15 protein-coding genes are annotated in these 16,090 nt (G+C 53.0%); 12 read left to right on the top strand and 3 right to left on the bottom strand.

What is annotated here, in order from left to right:
* Positions 1-63 precede the first annotated feature (63 nt).
* Positions 64-1,011 carry an EAL domain-containing protein gene (locus tag EVJ20_RS08860; RefSeq protein ID WP_201739220.1) on the bottom strand — a complete coding sequence of 316 codons (948 nt, stop codon included), beginning with the start codon at positions 1,009-1,011 and terminating at the stop codon, positions 64-66.
* 205 nt (positions 1,012-1,216) lie between these two features.
* Here EVJ20_RS08860 and speE point away from each other — a divergent pair, with 205 nt between their 5' ends.
* From speE to EVJ20_RS08840, 4 genes are all read left to right on the top strand, one after another.
* A complete protein-coding gene (speE, locus tag EVJ20_RS08855; protein ID WP_131507930.1) occupies positions 1,217-2,056 on the top strand; it encodes a spermidine synthase in 840 nt (279 codons plus the stop codon).
* A complete protein-coding gene (gene speB / locus EVJ20_RS08850; protein ID WP_131464648.1) occupies positions 2,053-2,934 on the top strand; it encodes an agmatinase in 882 nt (293 codons plus the stop codon). The genes speE and speB overlap by 4 nt, the downstream gene beginning before the upstream one ends.
* Before the next feature lie 2 nt (positions 2,935-2,936).
* Positions 2,937-3,305, top strand: a complete 369-nt coding sequence (locus EVJ20_RS08845) for a DUF2294 domain-containing protein (protein WP_131464646.1) — start codon at positions 2,937-2,939, stop codon at positions 3,303-3,305.
* Between the two features lie 198 nt (positions 3,306-3,503).
* On the top strand, positions 3,504-4,454 hold the full coding sequence (locus EVJ20_RS08840) for a sodium-dependent bicarbonate transport family permease (protein ID WP_131507928.1): 951 nt from the start codon (positions 3,504-3,506) through the stop codon (positions 4,452-4,454).
* A 35-nt stretch (positions 4,455-4,489) separates the two neighbouring features.
* Here EVJ20_RS08840 and EVJ20_RS08835 read toward each other — a convergent pair whose 3' ends face one another.
* Positions 4,490-5,242, bottom strand: coding sequence for a homing endonuclease associated repeat-containing protein (locus tag EVJ20_RS08835; protein WP_131457752.1), 753 nt, complete (start codon positions 5,240-5,242; stop codon positions 4,490-4,492).
* Positions 5,243-5,690: 448 nt separating this feature from the next.
* On the opposite strand from EVJ20_RS08835, the gene EVJ20_RS08830 reads away from it, so the two are divergent.
* The 8 genes from EVJ20_RS08830 (at position 5,691) to EVJ20_RS08795 (ending at position 15,284) form a co-directional block, all read left to right on the top strand.
* Positions 5,691-7,604 carry a polysaccharide biosynthesis protein gene (locus tag EVJ20_RS08830; RefSeq protein WP_131464642.1) on the top strand — a complete coding sequence of 638 codons (1,914 nt, stop codon included), beginning with the start codon at positions 5,691-5,693 and terminating at the stop codon, positions 7,602-7,604.
* Positions 7,601-8,629: an NAD-dependent epimerase gene (locus EVJ20_RS08825; RefSeq protein WP_131464640.1), complete on the top strand. Its 1,029-nt coding sequence runs from the start codon at positions 7,601-7,603 to the stop codon at positions 8,627-8,629. The genes EVJ20_RS08830 and EVJ20_RS08825 overlap by 4 nt, the downstream gene beginning before the upstream one ends.
* Positions 8,629-9,972, top strand: a complete 1,344-nt coding sequence (locus EVJ20_RS08820) for a phenylacetate--CoA ligase family protein (RefSeq protein WP_131464638.1) — start codon at positions 8,629-8,631, stop codon at positions 9,970-9,972. Before EVJ20_RS08825 ends, EVJ20_RS08820 begins: the two co-directional genes overlap by 1 nt.
* Before the next feature lie 24 nt (positions 9,973-9,996).
* Positions 9,997-11,364, top strand: coding sequence for a phenylacetate--CoA ligase family protein (locus EVJ20_RS08815; protein ID WP_131507926.1), 1,368 nt, complete (start codon positions 9,997-9,999; stop codon positions 11,362-11,364).
* Positions 11,365-11,374: 10 nt separating this feature from the next.
* Positions 11,375-12,706 carry a nucleotide sugar dehydrogenase gene (locus tag EVJ20_RS08810; protein ID WP_131464634.1) on the top strand — a complete coding sequence of 444 codons (1,332 nt, stop codon included), beginning with the start codon at positions 11,375-11,377 and terminating at the stop codon, positions 12,704-12,706.
* Positions 12,694-13,824 carry a glycosyltransferase family 4 protein gene (locus EVJ20_RS08805; RefSeq protein ID WP_071398401.1) on the top strand — a complete coding sequence of 377 codons (1,131 nt, stop codon included), beginning with the start codon at positions 12,694-12,696 and terminating at the stop codon, positions 13,822-13,824. The genes EVJ20_RS08810 and EVJ20_RS08805 overlap by 13 nt, the downstream gene beginning before the upstream one ends.
* Positions 13,825-13,852: 28 nt before the next feature.
* Positions 13,853-14,554, top strand: coding sequence for a hypothetical protein (locus tag EVJ20_RS08800; protein WP_131504946.1), 702 nt, complete (start codon positions 13,853-13,855; stop codon positions 14,552-14,554).
* Positions 14,555-14,630: 76 nt separating this feature from the next.
* Positions 14,631-15,284, top strand: a complete 654-nt coding sequence (locus EVJ20_RS08795) for a hypothetical protein (protein ID WP_071398399.1) — start codon at positions 14,631-14,633, stop codon at positions 15,282-15,284.
* Between the two features lie 27 nt (positions 15,285-15,311).
* Here the strand turns inward: EVJ20_RS08795 and EVJ20_RS08790 are convergent, their stop codons facing one another.
* Positions 15,312-16,076, bottom strand: coding sequence for a MerR family transcriptional regulator (locus EVJ20_RS08790; RefSeq protein ID WP_131507924.1), 765 nt, complete (start codon positions 16,074-16,076; stop codon positions 15,312-15,314).
* Between the last annotated feature and the right edge of the window lie 14 nt (positions 16,077-16,090).

Genomic DNA, 16,090 nt, shown 5'->3' with positions numbered 1-16,090 from the left:
CTATTAGTTATCCTATCTCCCGAACGTTCTTCTCTAAAACCTAAAAAAGATGCTACTCTGTTATCAGAGTGGCATCGATTTAAGCGAAGTAACATCATCTGGTGCAGCCGGTTTGCCGAAGAAATAGCCTTGGGCGAGATCATAACCGAGTTCGCGACAGACGTCGACCTCTTCGGCGCGTTCGATCCCTTCGGCGAGGATGGTGATGTCCATCGAACGCGTCAATTGACGGACGTTCTTCAAGAACGTGCGTTTCTCGGCATCTTGGTCACAGAACGAAATATACGACCGATCGATTTTGACGTAATCGGGCTCGAGCCGCTGTAACATGTCAAGCGTCGAGAAGCCGGCACCGACATCGTCGAGCGCGACTTTCATGCCGCGTTTTTTATATGTCGCGAACACGTGCTGCAAATGAGCGACGTCTTGGACTTTCTCCGTCTCGACGACTTCAAAGATGAACCGGTCGGCACTGAGCCCGTAGCGGTCGATGACTTCGAACGTGTGTTGCAGACAGTAGTCCGGGTTGTAGATCGTCGACGGCAAGAAGTTGATGAACGTCTTCTCGTGAGGTGCGACGGCGTGATACGTCGCTTTGATCGCCTCGGCCCGGGCGCGTTGGTCGAGCTTCGAATGAAGTCCGAACCGGTTGGCGGCGCGGAACAGCTCCCCAGGCGAGATATTGTTCGGGCTGCGGAGGAGCGCCTCGTAACCGAACCGTTCACCTGTGTCGAGATGGATGATTGGTTGCAGGTGACTTTCGAACTCCCCGTGTTGGATCAGCTCGATCGTGTCACGGTTGGCGATCTGTTCGAGCAAATCGACTGCTGGTAGAATCGGTGTTTGCTGTTTCGTGGCAGGGTTGACACAATATACATTGTCCTCGACCGAAGATAGCTTAGTCTTGAGTTCATCAAATGATTCGTATGGCTGAGGTTGGTCGTTGACGACCAACAAGCCCCGTTCAAAGAGCGGGATTGTCGTGGAGCAGGCCACGCAAGGAGACCACATAGGATCCCTCCTTTACTGTTATAAACTACATCTATATCCAGTTTATCGGCTAAACCTCATGGAAAAATCACACATCTGGACGAATAAATAAAAAAATCGTGCAAAATGCGGACAGTTTTTGTATACTTCCTATCGTATGAATAAGAAGCGCCTCAAAACGCCACTCGCATACGAACAACTTTTTGAACAGAAAGGGGTTCTATCGATGGACCAAAAATTAAAGTTATGGTTTACGGAGCACCAGACAGAAGATTACGGGATCACGTTCCGGGTTAACCACGTTTATGAGAGCGAACAAACGGAGTTTCAACGACTAGAGATGGTCGAAACGGACGAGTTCGGTACAATGTTGTTGCTTGACGGAATGGTCATGACGACGGATAAAGACGAATTCGTCTATCACGAGATGGTGGCGCACGTGCCACTGTTCACGCACCCTAAACCGAAACACGTTCTCGTGGTCGGCGGCGGCGACGGTGGTGTCATCCGTGAGATTATGAAACACCCAACAGTCGAGAAAGCGGTTCTTGTCGACATCGACGGGAAAGTCATTGAATATTCGAAGAAATACTTGCCAAATATTGCGGGTGAGCTCGACAACCCACGCGTCGAAGTCATCGTCGGAGACGGCTTCATGCACATCGCGAAATCGGAAAACGAGTACGACGTCATCATGGTCGATTCGACTGAACCGGTCGGACCGGCAGCGAACTTGTTCACAAAAGGGTTCTACGCAGGAATCTCGAAAGCGCTCAAAGACGATGGAATTTTCGTCGCGCAGTCGGATAACCCGTGGTTCACACCAGAACTCATCCAAACGGTACAGCGTGACGTGAAAGAGATCTTCCCGATCACGAAGCTGTACACAGCCAACGTGCCGACGTACCCGAGCGGCTTGTGGACGTTCACGATCGGCTCGAAGAAGTACGACCCGCTTCAAGTACCGGCTGAGCGGTTCCACGATATCGAGACGAAATACTACACGCCAGCGCTTCACTCGGCGGCGTTCGTACTTCCTAAATTCGTGGAGGACTTGACGAAATGATCAAACGATTCGATGAAGCCTACTCAGGAAAAGTGTTTATCGCGAGCCTACCGGAAGTGACGGATGCGAAGACGGTCCTTTACGGCATGCCGATGGACTGGACGGTCAGTTTCCGTCCGGGCTCACGTTTCGGTCCGAACCGCATCCGTGAAGTCTCGATCGGACTCGAAGAATACAGCCCGTACCTTGACGGGGACTTGAACGAAGCGGCCGTCTATGACGCAGGGGACATCCCGCTTCCGTTCGGCAACGCCCAAAAGTCGCTCGACATGATCGAGTCGTTCGTCAAAGACGTCATCAAAGAAGGGAAGTTCCCGCTCGGTATGGGTGGTGAACACCTCGTCACGTGGCCGGTCATCAAGGCGATGCATGACGCGTACGGGGACGACTTCGTCATCTTGCACCTCGACGCGCACACCGACCTTCGTGACGATTACGAAGGCGAGCCGCTCTCGCACTCGACACCGCTCAAAAAAGCGGCCAACTTGATTGGGCCGTCGAACTGCTACTCGTTCGGGATTCGTTCGGGGATGAAAGAAGAGTTCGACTGGGCAAAAGAAGTCGGCTACAACTTGTACAAGTATGAAGTGCTCGAACCGCTCAAGCGCGTCCTACCGACGCTCGCCGGCAAAAAAGTGTACGTCACGATCGACATCGACGTCCTTGACCCGTCGGCCGCACCAGGAACCGGCACGCAAGAGATCGGCGGCATCACGACGAAAGAGTTGCTCGAGTCGGTCCATGCCATCGCCAACGCTGACCTCGATATCATCGGTGCCGACCTCGTCGAAGTGTCACCGGCGTATGATCAGTCAGACATGACGGCGATCGCCGCCGCGAAGATCCTTCGCGAGATGATGATCGGGTTCGTGAAGTAACGATGCCGAAAAAAGGTCAGCTCGAGATGGAACTGAGCGCCCGGATCACCCAATGGGAGAAAGAGTATCTCGGGCGCGGTTCATTAACGTGTAAGAGTGACCTACTCCGCGATTTGGCCATCGTGACGCTGCAAGGCGTCTTGACCCCGGCCGAATATGAACTCGCCGCGAAGTCGAGTGGTCGCGAACAGTTAAAGAAATACCGCAACAACCTCGTCGAATCCGGCCGGGTCCAACTCGAGACGATCATTCATGACGTGCTCGGGAGACGGCTCGTGTCGCTCCATACGGACATCAGCACGAAGACAGGCGAACGCCTCATCGTCTTTCGGTTGGATGCACCGTGGGACGATGTGATTGACAAGGCGTGACGACATTTTTACACTAGAAGCAGAGACGCGTCAGGATTGGTGGAGAATGCCTACGGGAACTTTCCATCGCCGTCCTGAAACGGAGCTGTCAAAAACTACCCCGACAGTTGTCGGCTAGACGGAACGACCGTGTTCGAGCCGTCGGCATGCAGCGCACACCTTTCTTTGGTGTGCGCTTTTGTCGTCTAGGAGGAAACAATGGAACTATTGACGTTTTTATTGACGAGCGCCCCGGTGCTCCTGTTCGTGACGGGCGTGATTGCCGCCCTCGGAAAGTCGAATTTAAGAATCCCCGAATCGCTCAGTGTGACGCTTAACATTTATCTGCTACTCGCCATCGGGTTAAAAGGCGGCATGGGGCTCGCCGCTGTCTCGCTTGACGAGCTTGCGGCACCGCTCGCCGTGACGCTCGTCCTCGGGATGGTTTTACCGCTCGTCGCTTTTGGACTCGGTCGTCTGCTCAAGTTCAGCTTTCACGAACGGATCGCCATGGCGGCGACGTTCGGTTCGGTCTCGCTCGTGACGTATGTCGCTGCGACCGCCCAGCTCGAGCGGATCGGTATCAGCTATGAACCGTTTATGACGACGCTCGTCGTCGTCCTCGAGATTCCCGGTCTCGTCGTCGCGCTCTTACTGTACAACCAGACGCGTGTGCTCGGTATCACGGCCGCCCCGAGTCAGTCGTTCACCGTCATCCGGGACAGTATGCTTTCAAAGAGCATCCTCTTGCTCATCGCCGGCCTTGTCGTCGGACTCGTCACGCCGGACACGTCGGCGCTGACACCATTCTTCGTCGACTTGTTCCCGGGCGTCTTACTCTTATTCTTACTGAGCCTTGGGGTCAAGGTCGGCCATCAGCTGAAAGACGTCCCGGCGTACGGCATGAAGTTTTTGATTGTCGGGACGATGTTCCCGCTCATCGGGGCCGTTGTCGGCTACTTTGCCGCCGGACTGGCCGGTTTGTCTGACGGGGGTACGATCTTGCTCATGACGCTCGCTGCGAGCGGCTCTTACATCGCGGCGCCGGCGATGCTCCAAGCGTCCGTCCCGGAAGCCGAGCCGTCGTTTTATTTGACGCTCGCCCTCGCTGTCACGTTCCCGTTCAATTTGCTCGTCGGTATCCCGCTGTTCATCACGATCGTCACATGACAAAAGCGCCGTCTCATTGAGAGACGGCGCTTTTGTCATGTGATGACTTGCTGTTGTTCCATACATTTCAAAGCGGCGGTCCAGCTGCCGAACAAGGCGTTGATCGTCGACGTGCTCGGCACGTTTCGTCCTTCGGCCCATTTGCGGTAGTGAAGGATGCTGAAATGGTTTAATTCATCTTTAGCGACCCGGAGCGCCTCGATGACGTCCTCCTCGTCCCATTTCCGTTTCGGTGGGGCGATATCGAGGACGAACAAGGCGTAGCTCCAGGAGCCGTACTTCCGGGCAATCGTTGCCACGGTCGGATATCCCTTCTCCTGCGCCCAGACAGCGTAGTGCTGTGAAGTGAGACGTGTCAGTTCGGCGGACGCCTCGATGAGTGCCTGAATGATGCGCTCCTCGTTATTGCGGGCCGTCGTCGTCTGCAATTTCGCTTCGCGAAGTGCGTTCGACCACGAGCCGAACCGACTGCTGATCAGCGTGAGCGATGGGGCTTGTGCGACTTTGGCCCACTCCCGATACGTTTGGCTCGTAAAGATGTCGAGCTCTTCGGCGGCCTCGTTTAACGCGGTTAAAATATCTTCGTCCGAATAATAGCGGTACATCATTTTGATTTCAGCGGCCTGAACGGCTTCGCGCCAAGAACCGAATTTGTAAATCACGGTCGAGAGGGAAGGAACGTCTTTGCTGCGGGCCCAGAGTGTGTATTGTTTCGTATCGAATTCTTTGAGTTCATTCGCTGCTTGTTGTAGGCATGAGATGATTTGCTGCTCTGTCCATCTTTTCATCGTGATGTCTCTCCTTTTTAGAAGCGCTTGATTGCTTCAAAGGTCATGGTGTGGTTGAACGATGATGGTCCTCAAGGAAAGCCCAAACGGTCGAGGGCGCGACTGCGGTTGACAACGAACATAAAAGACTCGTGACTGACGGTGTAAGCAAGTCGTGAAGAGGTCATGTGACGAGCATGCATATTTACTTACTTCTAAATTCCCCTCCTTATTGACAATTTACACCTAATTCACGACTCATATACTTTCAATATTACCCATTTAGTGCGGAAATATTCACAAACAAAAAGAAATGGCCATCATACATTCGTAAAACTGTTTGATGGCTAAATTTCGTTGCTATGAAAAAGCTATGGTTTTCTTTCAGATTGTGAATCTCGAACGGGTACTAATCTAGCATCAGCGAATAACCCGTTTACATTCGGCAATCTTTAAAGGTGGTGACAGGATGACTATTCGATTCAATCATTATCCGATGGACCGAAAAAACACGATGCTTATGATGCTCGACGTGACGATCGCGGCGGCGGCCATCTTTCTCACGTTCAAACTGTTGTTCGCTCATGACACGACCGTCTCCGGGGACACGACGAAGTTGATGACGATTTTAGCGCTGAAGAGTACAGCTCTGCTCGTCCTCGGGTGGATGACACGCGTTTATCGGATTGACTGGCGTTACGGTTCGATGCGTGAGCTACAATTGCTCGCCCTCGTGTTGCTCACGAGTGATTTAATTGTTCTCGGTGCTGCCCTGATCGTGTTAGAGAACATGTCGTATCAAGCGCTGTTCGTCCAGAGCCTGCTCGCGTTCAACGGGATGCTGTTCATCCGGATCGTGGCGAGAACCCGGTCTTTCTTCCGATTCCGGAACGCACCGCCGAGCGGGAAAGCGACACTCATCATCGGCGGTGGGGACTCAGGACAAAAGATCACGAAAGAGTTGAAAGAACATCGGACGAACGTGTTAAACGTCGTCGGTATTTTAGACGACAATCCGTTCCTGCAACGGCTCTATATCCATGGGACACCGGTCATCGGCCCGATTGATGCGCTCGAGCGGAAAATTGAAGAGCTCGGGATCGAAGTCGTTGTTCTCGCAATCCCGTCCCTGCCTTACAGCAAACGGCTGCAACTGCTCAAGCGAATCGAGAAGACGGGCGTCGAATCACACGCGTTACCGATGCTCTCAGAGCTTGCGTCCGGAAAAGTATCGATGAATGAGATCAGGGAAGTGGCGATCGAAGACTTGCTCGGACGAGAGCCGGTCCAACTCGACGTATCCGAGATCTCACATAAGCTAAAAGGCACGACCATTTTGATTTCAGGCGCTGGCGGATCGATTGGGTCTGAGCTATGCCGGCAGTTAATCAAATTCGAACCCGGTCGTCTCGTCTTGTTCGGGCATGGCGAGAACAGCATTTATTCGATTGACCGTGAACTTAAAGACTTACAAACGGAAACGGAGATTTGTCCGATCATTGGGGACGTCCAAGACCGGGCGCGGTTGATGGAAGTGTTCGAACAGTTCGAGCCTGAGATCGTCTATCATGCGGCGGCCCATAAACACGTCCCGCTCATGGAAGGGAACCCGAAAGAGGCCGTGAAGAACAACATCTATGGTACGAAAAATATGGTCGAAACCGCTGATTTGTTCAACGTCGAACGTTTCGTCATGATCTCGACAGACAAGGCGGTCAATCCGACGAACGTGATGGGCGCGACGAAACGGGTCGCCGAGATGATTGTTCAGCAACAAGCGCGTCATAGTGCGACGACGTTCTCGGTCGTTCGGTTCGGTAACGTCCTCGGCAGTCGCGGCTCGGTCGTCCCGTTGTTCAAAGAACAGATTGAACGCGGTGGTCCGATCACGGTGACACATCCCGAGATGACGCGTTACTTTATGACCATCCCCGAGGCGAGTCGGCTCGTCGTTCAAGCAAGTGTTCGCGCGAATGGCGGTGAGGTGTTCGTCCTTGATATGGGACAGCCGGTCAAAATCGTCGACTTGGCCCGACGGATGATCACGCTCAGTGGCTTCACGCTTGAGCAAATTTCGATTGAATACAGCGGAATCCGGCCGGGCGAGAAATTGTATGAGGAGCTGCTTGCCACGAGCGAACGCAGCGAAAATCAAGTGTACGACAAAATTTTTGTCGGCTGTACGCGACCGTTCAAATCGGTCGAACCAATTTTACGTACGATTGAACATCTGCTTGACCAACAAAGCGCATTGACGTCCTTCCTCTTGTTCGTCGCCAATAGCGAAATCCCGGAAGAAGTGATGGCAGATATGTTCGCGCCTCAGATCGAGCCCGTTCGGATTCGTTCGAGCGACCCCACTCAAAGGAGGAAGACGTTATGAAAAAGACTGTGCTCGTCACAGGTGTCGCAGGGTTCATCGGCTTTCATTTGGCGCGCCGGCTGTTGCGAGAAGGGCACCACGTCGTCGGCATTGATGAAGTGAATGATTACTATGATCCTCATTTGAAAGAGGCGCGTCTCTACGTCTTGACGCACCCGAACTTCAAACTGTATCGGGACTCGCTCGAGAACAAAATGGCCGTCACACGGGTGTTTGAGAAACGGAGTCCTGATATCGTTGTCAACTTGGCTGCGCAAGCAGGCGTCCGCTACAGTCTTGAAAATCCGGACGCTTATATCCAATCGAATATCGTCGGATTTTTAAACATCCTTGAGGCGTGCCGGAACTTCCCGGTCGAGCAATTGATTTATGCATCATCAAGTTCCGTGTACGGCTCGAACCAAAAGATGCCGTTCTCTGAACAGCATCCGGTCGATCATCCGCTCTCGTTATATGCGGCTTCGAAGAAAGCGAATGAACTGATGGCCCACACGTATAGCCATCTGTTCGGTCTAAAGACGACCGGACTACGATTTTTTAGCGTCTACGGACCGTGGGGAAGACCAGATATGGCGCTGTACAAATTTACAGAAGCCATCATTAAAGGTGAACCGATCGACGTCTATAACTATGGGCAAATGGCCCGTGACTTCACTTATGTCGACGACGTGATTGAGTCGATCGTCCGCTTGATGGACATTCAACCGTTCGCTGACGAAGAGTTTGACTATCACGACCCGCTCCCGGACCGAAGCGACGTCCCGTTCCGTGTTTACAACGTCGGGAATCATAGCCCCGTCCAACTGATGGATTTTATTCGAATCATCGAGAAAAAACTAGGGAAGCGAGCAATCGTGAACGAACTCCCGCTGCAGCCGGGTGACGTACCGGAAAGTTTTGCCGATTCATCGGAATTGTATGGAGCGATTGATTTTCAACCACAGACCCCGATTGAACAAGGGGTGCATGAGTTTATCGATTGGTATATCGCGTATCACCATGCATTGAAGGAGGGAATCGAGTGATGATGTCACTTCAAGACAAAATCTATGCCAACTCTCCGTTGCCGGTTCAAAACTGGCTTATCTCGCTATACGGGTTGAAGTTATACCATGAGCGTTACGGTCCCTATTACGAAAAAGAGTTGACCAAGCTTCGAAGTCGACGGCTCGTCGATCCGCAAACAGCCCAACTGAATCGGCTCAATCGGTTCCTTAAGTTTTGTCAGACGCATAATAGCTACTATCGGGACTTGTTTGACCGCCATCACGTGGAGCTGCCGCTTCTGCAACTGAGCGATTTGAAACAAATTCCAGTGCTTGAGAAAGAGACACTCCGTACCGAACCGACTATTTTCTCGGATGTTAAAGCACCAATCGTCGGGTGTACGGGTGGAACGACCGGGACGGCACTCCAAGTCCGGTTCACGGTCGAAGATTACCAAGCCCGCATGGCCCATTTGGATTACTTTAAAGAGCAGCACGGCTTTACAAAAGGGATGAAACGAGCAAGTTTCACCGATCGGATGATTTGTCCGCGCGGCCAGGAAGAGCCGGTCTATTGGCGTTATAACGCTCCGATGAAACAGATGCTCTACTCGGTCGTTCACTTTCATCCGAAAACGATCCCGGCCTACGTCGAATCATTGAACGACTTTCAACCTGACGCCCTCGACGGTTCGCCGTCCGCGATGATCGAAGTCGCCAAGTATTTAAAAGACACGGATATGCGCTTAACGTTCAAGCCAATCGCCATCTTTCCGACGTCGGAAACGTTGTCGCCATGGGGACGCGCATTGCTCGAAGAAGTTTTTGACGCCCCGGTATACGACCAATACGCTTCTTCAGAAGGCGCACCGCTCGTCACCGAATGTCAGCATGGACGGATGCACCTCCATCCGGAGACCGGCATCATTGAGGCCGGAGAGAACGGAGAAGTGCTCGTCACGAGCTTCACGACCCATGGCACGCCGCTCGTCCGTTATCGAATCGGAGATCGGATGACACTCAGCGATGAGACGTGTCCGTGTGGCCAGACCGGTACGGTCATCTCGTCGATCGATGGCCGTCAAATGAATTACGTCGAGACACCGGAAGGTTATAAAGTGTTCGAAGGCGACTTGACGGCGACCGTCGCCGTACTGCCGAACTCGGTACTTCAAGTCCAAGTGCTCCAACATGAGATCGACCAGATTGAAATGTTGTATGTCAAAGATGAGGACCGGTTCGAAAACGAACATGAGACGATATTAAAGCAAGAAGTGGAACGACTGTTCACACCGAATATGCGAATCCGTCTTAAAAATGTGCCGGCCATCAAAAAAGAACCAAACGGAAAAATTCGGGTCGTGAAGAGACTTCACGTCTGACCCATACAAAAGGGGAGTTCGATCATGGCGATCTTCGCGTTGCGGGACGTATATTTTAAGGCGCCAATCCGCCTTCAAAACTGGATGACGTCACTTTATGGCTTGAAGTTGTCACAAGAGCGTTACGGGAAAGCGTACGAGCAGGAGCTTGCCGCACTACGCAACCGTCCGATGGATGACGCGGCCGTTCGAGCAGACCAGCTTCGACGACTCAATGACTTTTTAGCATTTTGCGAAGCGAACAATGACTATTACCGTCAGTTATTCGACGAGGCCGGCGTATCGCTCCCGCTCCACTCGATTGAAGATCTAAAACAGATTCCGATACTCGAGAAGGAAACGGTCCGCTCGACCCCGGCCATCTACTCGCACGTGAAGACAGACATTATCGGCAAGACAGGCGGGACGACCGGTGCGTCGCTCCAAGTGAAATTCACAGCAGAAGATTATCAGATCCGGATGGCCCATTTGGATTATTTTAAAGAACAACACGGCTTTAAAAAAGGGATGAAACGAGCCAGTTTCACGGGACGCGTCATTTGTGAACCGGATCAAGCGGCACCCGTGTTTTGGCGGTATAATCGTCCGATGAATCAACTACTGCTGTCGTTGTTCCATCTGACCGAGGAGAATATCCCGCACTATATCGCAGAACTGAATCGGTTCAAACCAAGCGTTCTCGATAGCGCCCCGTCCGCCATGATCGACCTGGCCTCATACATTAAAGCGCACAACATCAAACTCGACTTCCAACTGATCGCCTTGTTCCCGACGTCAGAGACGATCACGGCGTTTGGACGGTCGTTGCTTGAAGAAGCGTTCAACGCGCCCGTGTTCGACCAATACGCCTCGTCCGAAGGGGCACCGATTTTGAGCGAATGCAGTCATGGACGGATGCACCTTCATCACGAGACAGGGGTCATCGAGCCTTATGGGGAGGACGGCGAAATTCTCGTCACGTGCTTTACGACCCACGGCACACCGCTCGTCCGCTACCGGATCGGGGACCGGATGAAGTTTGGGGAAGGGACTTGTCCGTGCGGTCAAGGCGGGACGTATGTCGAATCGATCGAGGGACGGCAATCGAATTTCATCGTCACGCCAAAAGGACTCAAAGTCTATGAAGGGGATTTGACGACGATTGTCAGCGAGCTCCCGAACTCGGTCATTCAAGTCCAGTTTCGGCAGTTCGATTTGCATCACATCGAGATGCGCTACATCAAAGACCCAAATCGCTTTACCTCTTCGCATGAACAAGTGCTTCGACGGGGATTGAAAGAGCTCGTCGGAGACGGCGTCGAGATTACGTTGACGCCGGTCAAACAAATTCCTCGAGGCCCGAACGGAAAAGTCATCGTCGTCGAAAAGTTGATGAATCAAATTTCACAATAACTGGAGGCAGATGGACATGGACAAACTCATCTCAGAATCACGGACAGCACGAAGAACCATTGCCAATCGCCATATCGCCGTCGTCGGACTCGGGTACGTCGGTCTCCCGGTCGCGGTCGCGCTCGGAGAAGTCGGAGACGTCATCGGATTTGATATTAATGAGGCCCGCATCAACGAACTGAACGGTCATCTCGACAGCACGCGAGAAGTCGAGCGGGAATCGCTTGAAATCGCCTCAGTCGCATATACGACCGACGCGTCACAGCTTGAAGAGGCGGATTTTATCATCATCGCCGTACCGACGCCGATCAACGAACAAAATCAGCCGGACCTCGGTCCGATCTGTAGCGCGACGCGAACCGTCGGCAAGCACCTACGGCCGGGGGCGATTGTCGTCTACGAGTCGACCGTTTACCCTGGACTGACGGAAGAAGAATGCATCCCGCTGCTCGAACGAGAGTCGGGTCTACGGGCCGGGATCGATTTTAAAGTCGGCTATTCGCCAGAGCGTATCAATCCAGGGGACCGGGTCAACACGTTCCGGACGATCAAGAAAGTCGTCGCCGCCGAGGATGAGGAGACGCTTGATATCGTCGCAGCCGTATATGAGACGGTCGTCGATGCCGGTGTGCATCGCGCTTCGTCCATCAAAGTCGCCGAAGCCGCGAAAGTGATCGAGAACACGCAGCGGGACTTGAACATCGCATTGATGAATGAACTCGCGATCATCTTCGAGCGGATGAACATCGATACGCTTGAAGTGTTAGAAGCGGCCGGTACGAAATGGAACTTCCTGAACTTCCGGCCTGGACTCGTCGGTGGCCATTGTATCGGGGTCGACCCGTTCTATTTGACGATGAAGTCTGAGATGCTCGGCTATCACCCTGAGGTCATTTTAGCCGGTCGGCGCATCAACGAGACGATGGGCAGCTTCATCGCCACGTCGCTCATTAAAACGATGATCCGTCAAAACATGCCGGTACTCGGCTCACGGGTCACCGTGCTCGGCATGTCGTTCAAAGAGAACGTCAGTGATATCCGTAATTCAAAAGTCGCGACACTCGTGCGGGAAATCGAGGAGTTCGGCCTTGAGGTGCAAGTGTACGACCCGCTCGTCCACCATGAGGAAGTCGAACAAGAATACGGGATCCAAGTAAAACCGTACCATGAGCTCAAGCCGGCGGAAGTCGTCATCTACGCCGTCTCACACGATGAATTCGTGAGTGCCGGGTGGAAAATCGCCGAACGTCAGTTGAAGATGGGACGAGGGATCGTCATGGATTTAAAAGGTATCTTAAACCGAGCGACGAAGCCAGAGGAGGTCCACTTATGGCGCCTTTAAAGATCCTTCAATTCTGCGCGGTCGACGTGACCGCTGACGTCCTGTTGCGTCCGCTCATCGAGTCGCTGAAAGCCGAAGGGCACCAAGTCGATGTCGCCTGTGCCTACGGTGACCGGACGGACCGGTTGCGGGCGGAAGGTTGGGTCATCCATACGCTGCCGATCGATCGCAAATTCCATCCGAAGCGGAACGTGCAGACGATTCAAGGGCTCGTCGCCTTGCTCAGACGGGAGAAGTATGACGCGATCCATGTCCATACGCCGGTTGCGGCCGCGCTCGGACGGGTTGCGGCCCGAATCGCCCGCACCCCACACATTCTGTACACGGCCCATGGCTTTTACTTCCATGAACGGATGAGCCGGGTCGCCTATGAACTCGTGTTTTGGCTCGAAAAATCGCTTGCCGCACTCGCGACCGACTGGCTGCTGCTCCAAAGTGAGGAAGATTATTCGCTTGCCAAGACCCGACAATTTAAAAGCGATGACCGTCTGCTTCATCTCGGGAACGGGATTGATTTGACTCGATTCCAACCGCTTGAAAAAACAGTTGACCCGAAGCAGTTAAAGTTTCTGTTCGTCGGTCGCCTCGTTAAAGAAAAGGGGATCCTCGATCTACTCGAGGCGTTTCAGGAAGTGTCTGCGCGTCATCCGGGAGCGACACTCACGATTGCCGGAGAGTTGCTGTCGAATGAGCGGGATCAAGAGACCGCCAAACTCGTTGAAGCTCACTTGGTAGACAATCCGAACGTTCATTACGTCGGATACGTCATAGACACCCCCTCTTTGTTCAACCGTCATGACGTCTTTCTGTTACCGTCTTATCGGGAAGGGCTCCCCCGTTCCATTTTAGAGGCGATGGCGTCAGGTCTTCCGGTCATCGCGACGAACATCCGCGGTTGTCGAGAAGAAGTCATTGACGGAGAGACGGGATACCTCGTCCCGGTGGCCCGTCCGCAAGCGCTCGCGGAGGCGATGGAGTCGTTCATCGAGCATTCAGATCGGATCGAATCATACGGTCGCCGAGGTCGCGAAGTCGTCGAGGAACGGTTCGATGAATCGAAAATTTTGACACGGCAAATCAATTTATTTGCGCAAATTAGCGCTCGTGAAGTGGGATGAGTCGTCGCATATAAAAGGGGGAGGCGGCATGGAAGAGAAACAAGTGATTCACCAGTTGAGGACGGCCGCCGATGACGGTCGTCTCACAATCCATATGTACCAGCAATGGCAACAAGCGAACGGCGGACCGACCGTACTCGAACTGTTAGAGGTGTATGGTTCGTGGGCGAACGTGCTGCGGCTCGTCGGGTTTGAAAACCAGATGCCGCGTTTCACGAAGTCGGAAATGTTGCGAACGCTTCGCCGGGCAGCGAAGGATCTTGGCTCGATCAATAGTGCCGATTACCGAAAATGGGCGCATGACCATGATGCTCCGACGCTCACGGAAGTTGTCATCCAGTTTGGGTCTTGGAAGGTCGCATTGATCGAGGCCGATCTACTCGGGATGATGGCAAAAGACCAAAAGATTGAAATTATTCAAGCGTTGCTCGATGCGAGCGATGAAATCGAACCATTTAATTCAACGACGTATGCGAAATGGGCGAAAGCGAACCAACGTCCGAGTATCACAAAAGTCGTTCGGCGCTTCGGGTCTTGGACGCAAGCACTTGAAGAAATCGGATTGTCGACGCGTAAAGCGTTCACGGAACAAGATATTCTATCGGCGTTGAAAGAAGCGAGTGAGGATTTGGCCGTCCTCTCGCCATGGGGTTATGAAATATGGCAAAAAAAGACGGTAAAGGACCGGCGCTTAAAGATATCCAACAGATGTTCGGTTCTTTTGACATAGCGCTTTCGGCGATGGGGCCAGAATTTACAGACCAGACAGACGATGACGCTTCAAAGAGAGGGAAGGAGGAGGGCTTATGACGCGTCCGATCGTCTTATGTATCGGCGAGGATCCGACTTCGACTTATGTGTACCAGGCGATCCGGAATCTCGGGGTGACCCATGTGATCAAAGAAGACGGTCCGGCTGAAGTGCGGCCCGACTCGATCAACGAGTGGATGCGTCAATCATACGTTCGCTTTATGTCACCGCTCATGTGCCGATTCAGTCGTCAGCGCGTCCGAGAGTTACAAGCACGTTATCCGCTGAACGACAATCCGATTCCATCGCATCATCTGTTGCGTGTCACGTCACTGAATGACGCCCGAACGATGATGTGGCTTGATCGCTTACAACCACAACTCGTGATCTTGCACGAGACCGGACCCGTCGACATGAGCCGACTGCACCGTCTTGACTGTCCGATTTTAACGGTCAGCCCTTCGATGGCCAAAGGACAACTTGAAGCGTACTGGGCGTTTCGCGCTAAGCCTGACGTCTGTGAAGTGAGAATCGAACAATGGGGCGACAGAGGCTGGACTGTACTCGATCGGTCCGTCCTGTATGTCGGTGGCACCGATAACTTTGCGACGTATCCTTACCTTCAACTTGTGACGGCACTGCCGCTTTTGCGTCGTCAAATTGAATCGATGCTCGAAGAGGACGTATATGATCGACGGACGGCAGAGTAAAGGCCAAAGCGAGTTCGCTTTGGCCTTTCAGCTATTTTTGATGCAGTAATGTTGGATTGCGTCGTTATAGTAGACGGCAAGCCCGGTCGCGTACTTGTCGTAAAACATCGTGAACCGCTCATCCATGACATACATGTGCCCGAGTCCACTGAACATGTCGAGCGAGCAGTCGTAGAAGTTGGTATGGATGAACTGATGGTTCGCTTTGACGACGGCTTGGACACGTTCGTCTTCAATCGGTACGTCCGCTCGGAACAGGTCGACGAGCGGTTTGACGAGATTCATCTGTTCTTGGCTGAGTGTTTCCCAATCATCTTTCGAGCGTTGGTTGGCACGCTCGAAAGATGATTGGTACGCCTCGCTGTCGCCCCAACGGTCTTGTACTTCAGTCTCATGTTTTGCTTCGTGTGCCTTGAGTTCGTCAAACGACAGTCCGTTGAACAATGCGTTGTCTTCCATGGGAAGTCCTCCTTTGAGTGAGGTGAGTGTCGCCTCGGCCGTGTCGGCGAGCATATCAAAATAAGCCGCTTTCTCGCGCAACGCTGTGACTTGGCGCTCGAGCGTCTGAGCCCGGTCGAACGAATCGGCTTCAAGTAAGTGTTTGATCGCGTCGAGTGAGAAGTCGAGCGACCGATAGAACAGAACCGTCTGCAAACGGTCGACGTCATGTTTTGCATAGCGGCGATATCCATTGTCGTCGCGCAGCGGTACAAGCAGACCGATCGCGTCATAATGCCTTAGTGTCCGTTGCGTCGTCCCGGCGAGCTTCGCGAGCTGCTGAATCGAATACATAAGCCTCACCTCCT

It is taken from the genome of Exiguobacterium sp. SH0S1, from assembly GCF_004337165.1.
Classification (GTDB): domain Bacteria; phylum Bacillota; class Bacilli; order Exiguobacteriales; family Exiguobacteriaceae; genus Exiguobacterium; species Exiguobacterium aurantiacum_A.
Note: the sequence above shows the minus strand (reverse complement) of the source record. Positions and strands in the feature narration are given on the sequence as shown.

What these genes read in the sequence shown, in the direction of transcription:
- EVJ20_RS08860 (WP_201739220.1), bottom strand. Translation starts at nt 1,011, where the DNA reads ATGTGGTCTCCTTGCGTGGCCTGCTCCACGACAATCCCGCTCTTTGAA.
- speE (WP_131507930.1), top strand. Translation starts at nt 1,217, where the DNA reads ATGGACCAAAAATTAAAGTTATGGTTTACGGAGCACCAGACAGAAGAT.
- speB (WP_131464648.1), top strand. Translation starts at nt 2,053, where the DNA reads ATGATCAAACGATTCGATGAAGCCTACTCAGGAAAAGTGTTTATCGCG.
- EVJ20_RS08845 (WP_131464646.1), top strand. Translation starts at nt 2,937, where the DNA reads ATGCCGAAAAAAGGTCAGCTCGAGATGGAACTGAGCGCCCGGATCACC.
- EVJ20_RS08840 (WP_131507928.1), top strand. Translation starts at nt 3,504, where the DNA reads ATGGAACTATTGACGTTTTTATTGACGAGCGCCCCGGTGCTCCTGTTC.
- EVJ20_RS08835 (WP_131457752.1), bottom strand. Translation starts at nt 5,242, where the DNA reads ATGAAAAGATGGACAGAGCAGCAAATCATCTCATGCCTACAACAAGCA.
- EVJ20_RS08830 (WP_131464642.1), top strand. Translation starts at nt 5,691, where the DNA reads ATGACTATTCGATTCAATCATTATCCGATGGACCGAAAAAACACGATG.
- EVJ20_RS08825 (WP_131464640.1), top strand. Translation starts at nt 7,601, where the DNA reads ATGAAAAAGACTGTGCTCGTCACAGGTGTCGCAGGGTTCATCGGCTTT.
- EVJ20_RS08820 (WP_131464638.1), top strand. Translation starts at nt 8,629, where the DNA reads ATGATGTCACTTCAAGACAAAATCTATGCCAACTCTCCGTTGCCGGTT.
- EVJ20_RS08815 (WP_131507926.1), top strand. Translation starts at nt 9,997, where the DNA reads ATGGCGATCTTCGCGTTGCGGGACGTATATTTTAAGGCGCCAATCCGC.
- EVJ20_RS08810 (WP_131464634.1), top strand. Translation starts at nt 11,375, where the DNA reads ATGGACATGGACAAACTCATCTCAGAATCACGGACAGCACGAAGAACC.
- EVJ20_RS08805 (WP_071398401.1), top strand. Translation starts at nt 12,694, where the DNA reads ATGGCGCCTTTAAAGATCCTTCAATTCTGCGCGGTCGACGTGACCGCT.
- EVJ20_RS08800 (WP_131504946.1), top strand. Translation starts at nt 13,853, where the DNA reads ATGGAAGAGAAACAAGTGATTCACCAGTTGAGGACGGCCGCCGATGAC.
- EVJ20_RS08795 (WP_071398399.1), top strand. Translation starts at nt 14,631, where the DNA reads ATGACGCGTCCGATCGTCTTATGTATCGGCGAGGATCCGACTTCGACT.
- EVJ20_RS08790 (WP_131507924.1), bottom strand. Translation starts at nt 16,076, where the DNA reads ATGTATTCGATTCAGCAGCTCGCGAAGCTCGCCGGGACGACGCAACGG.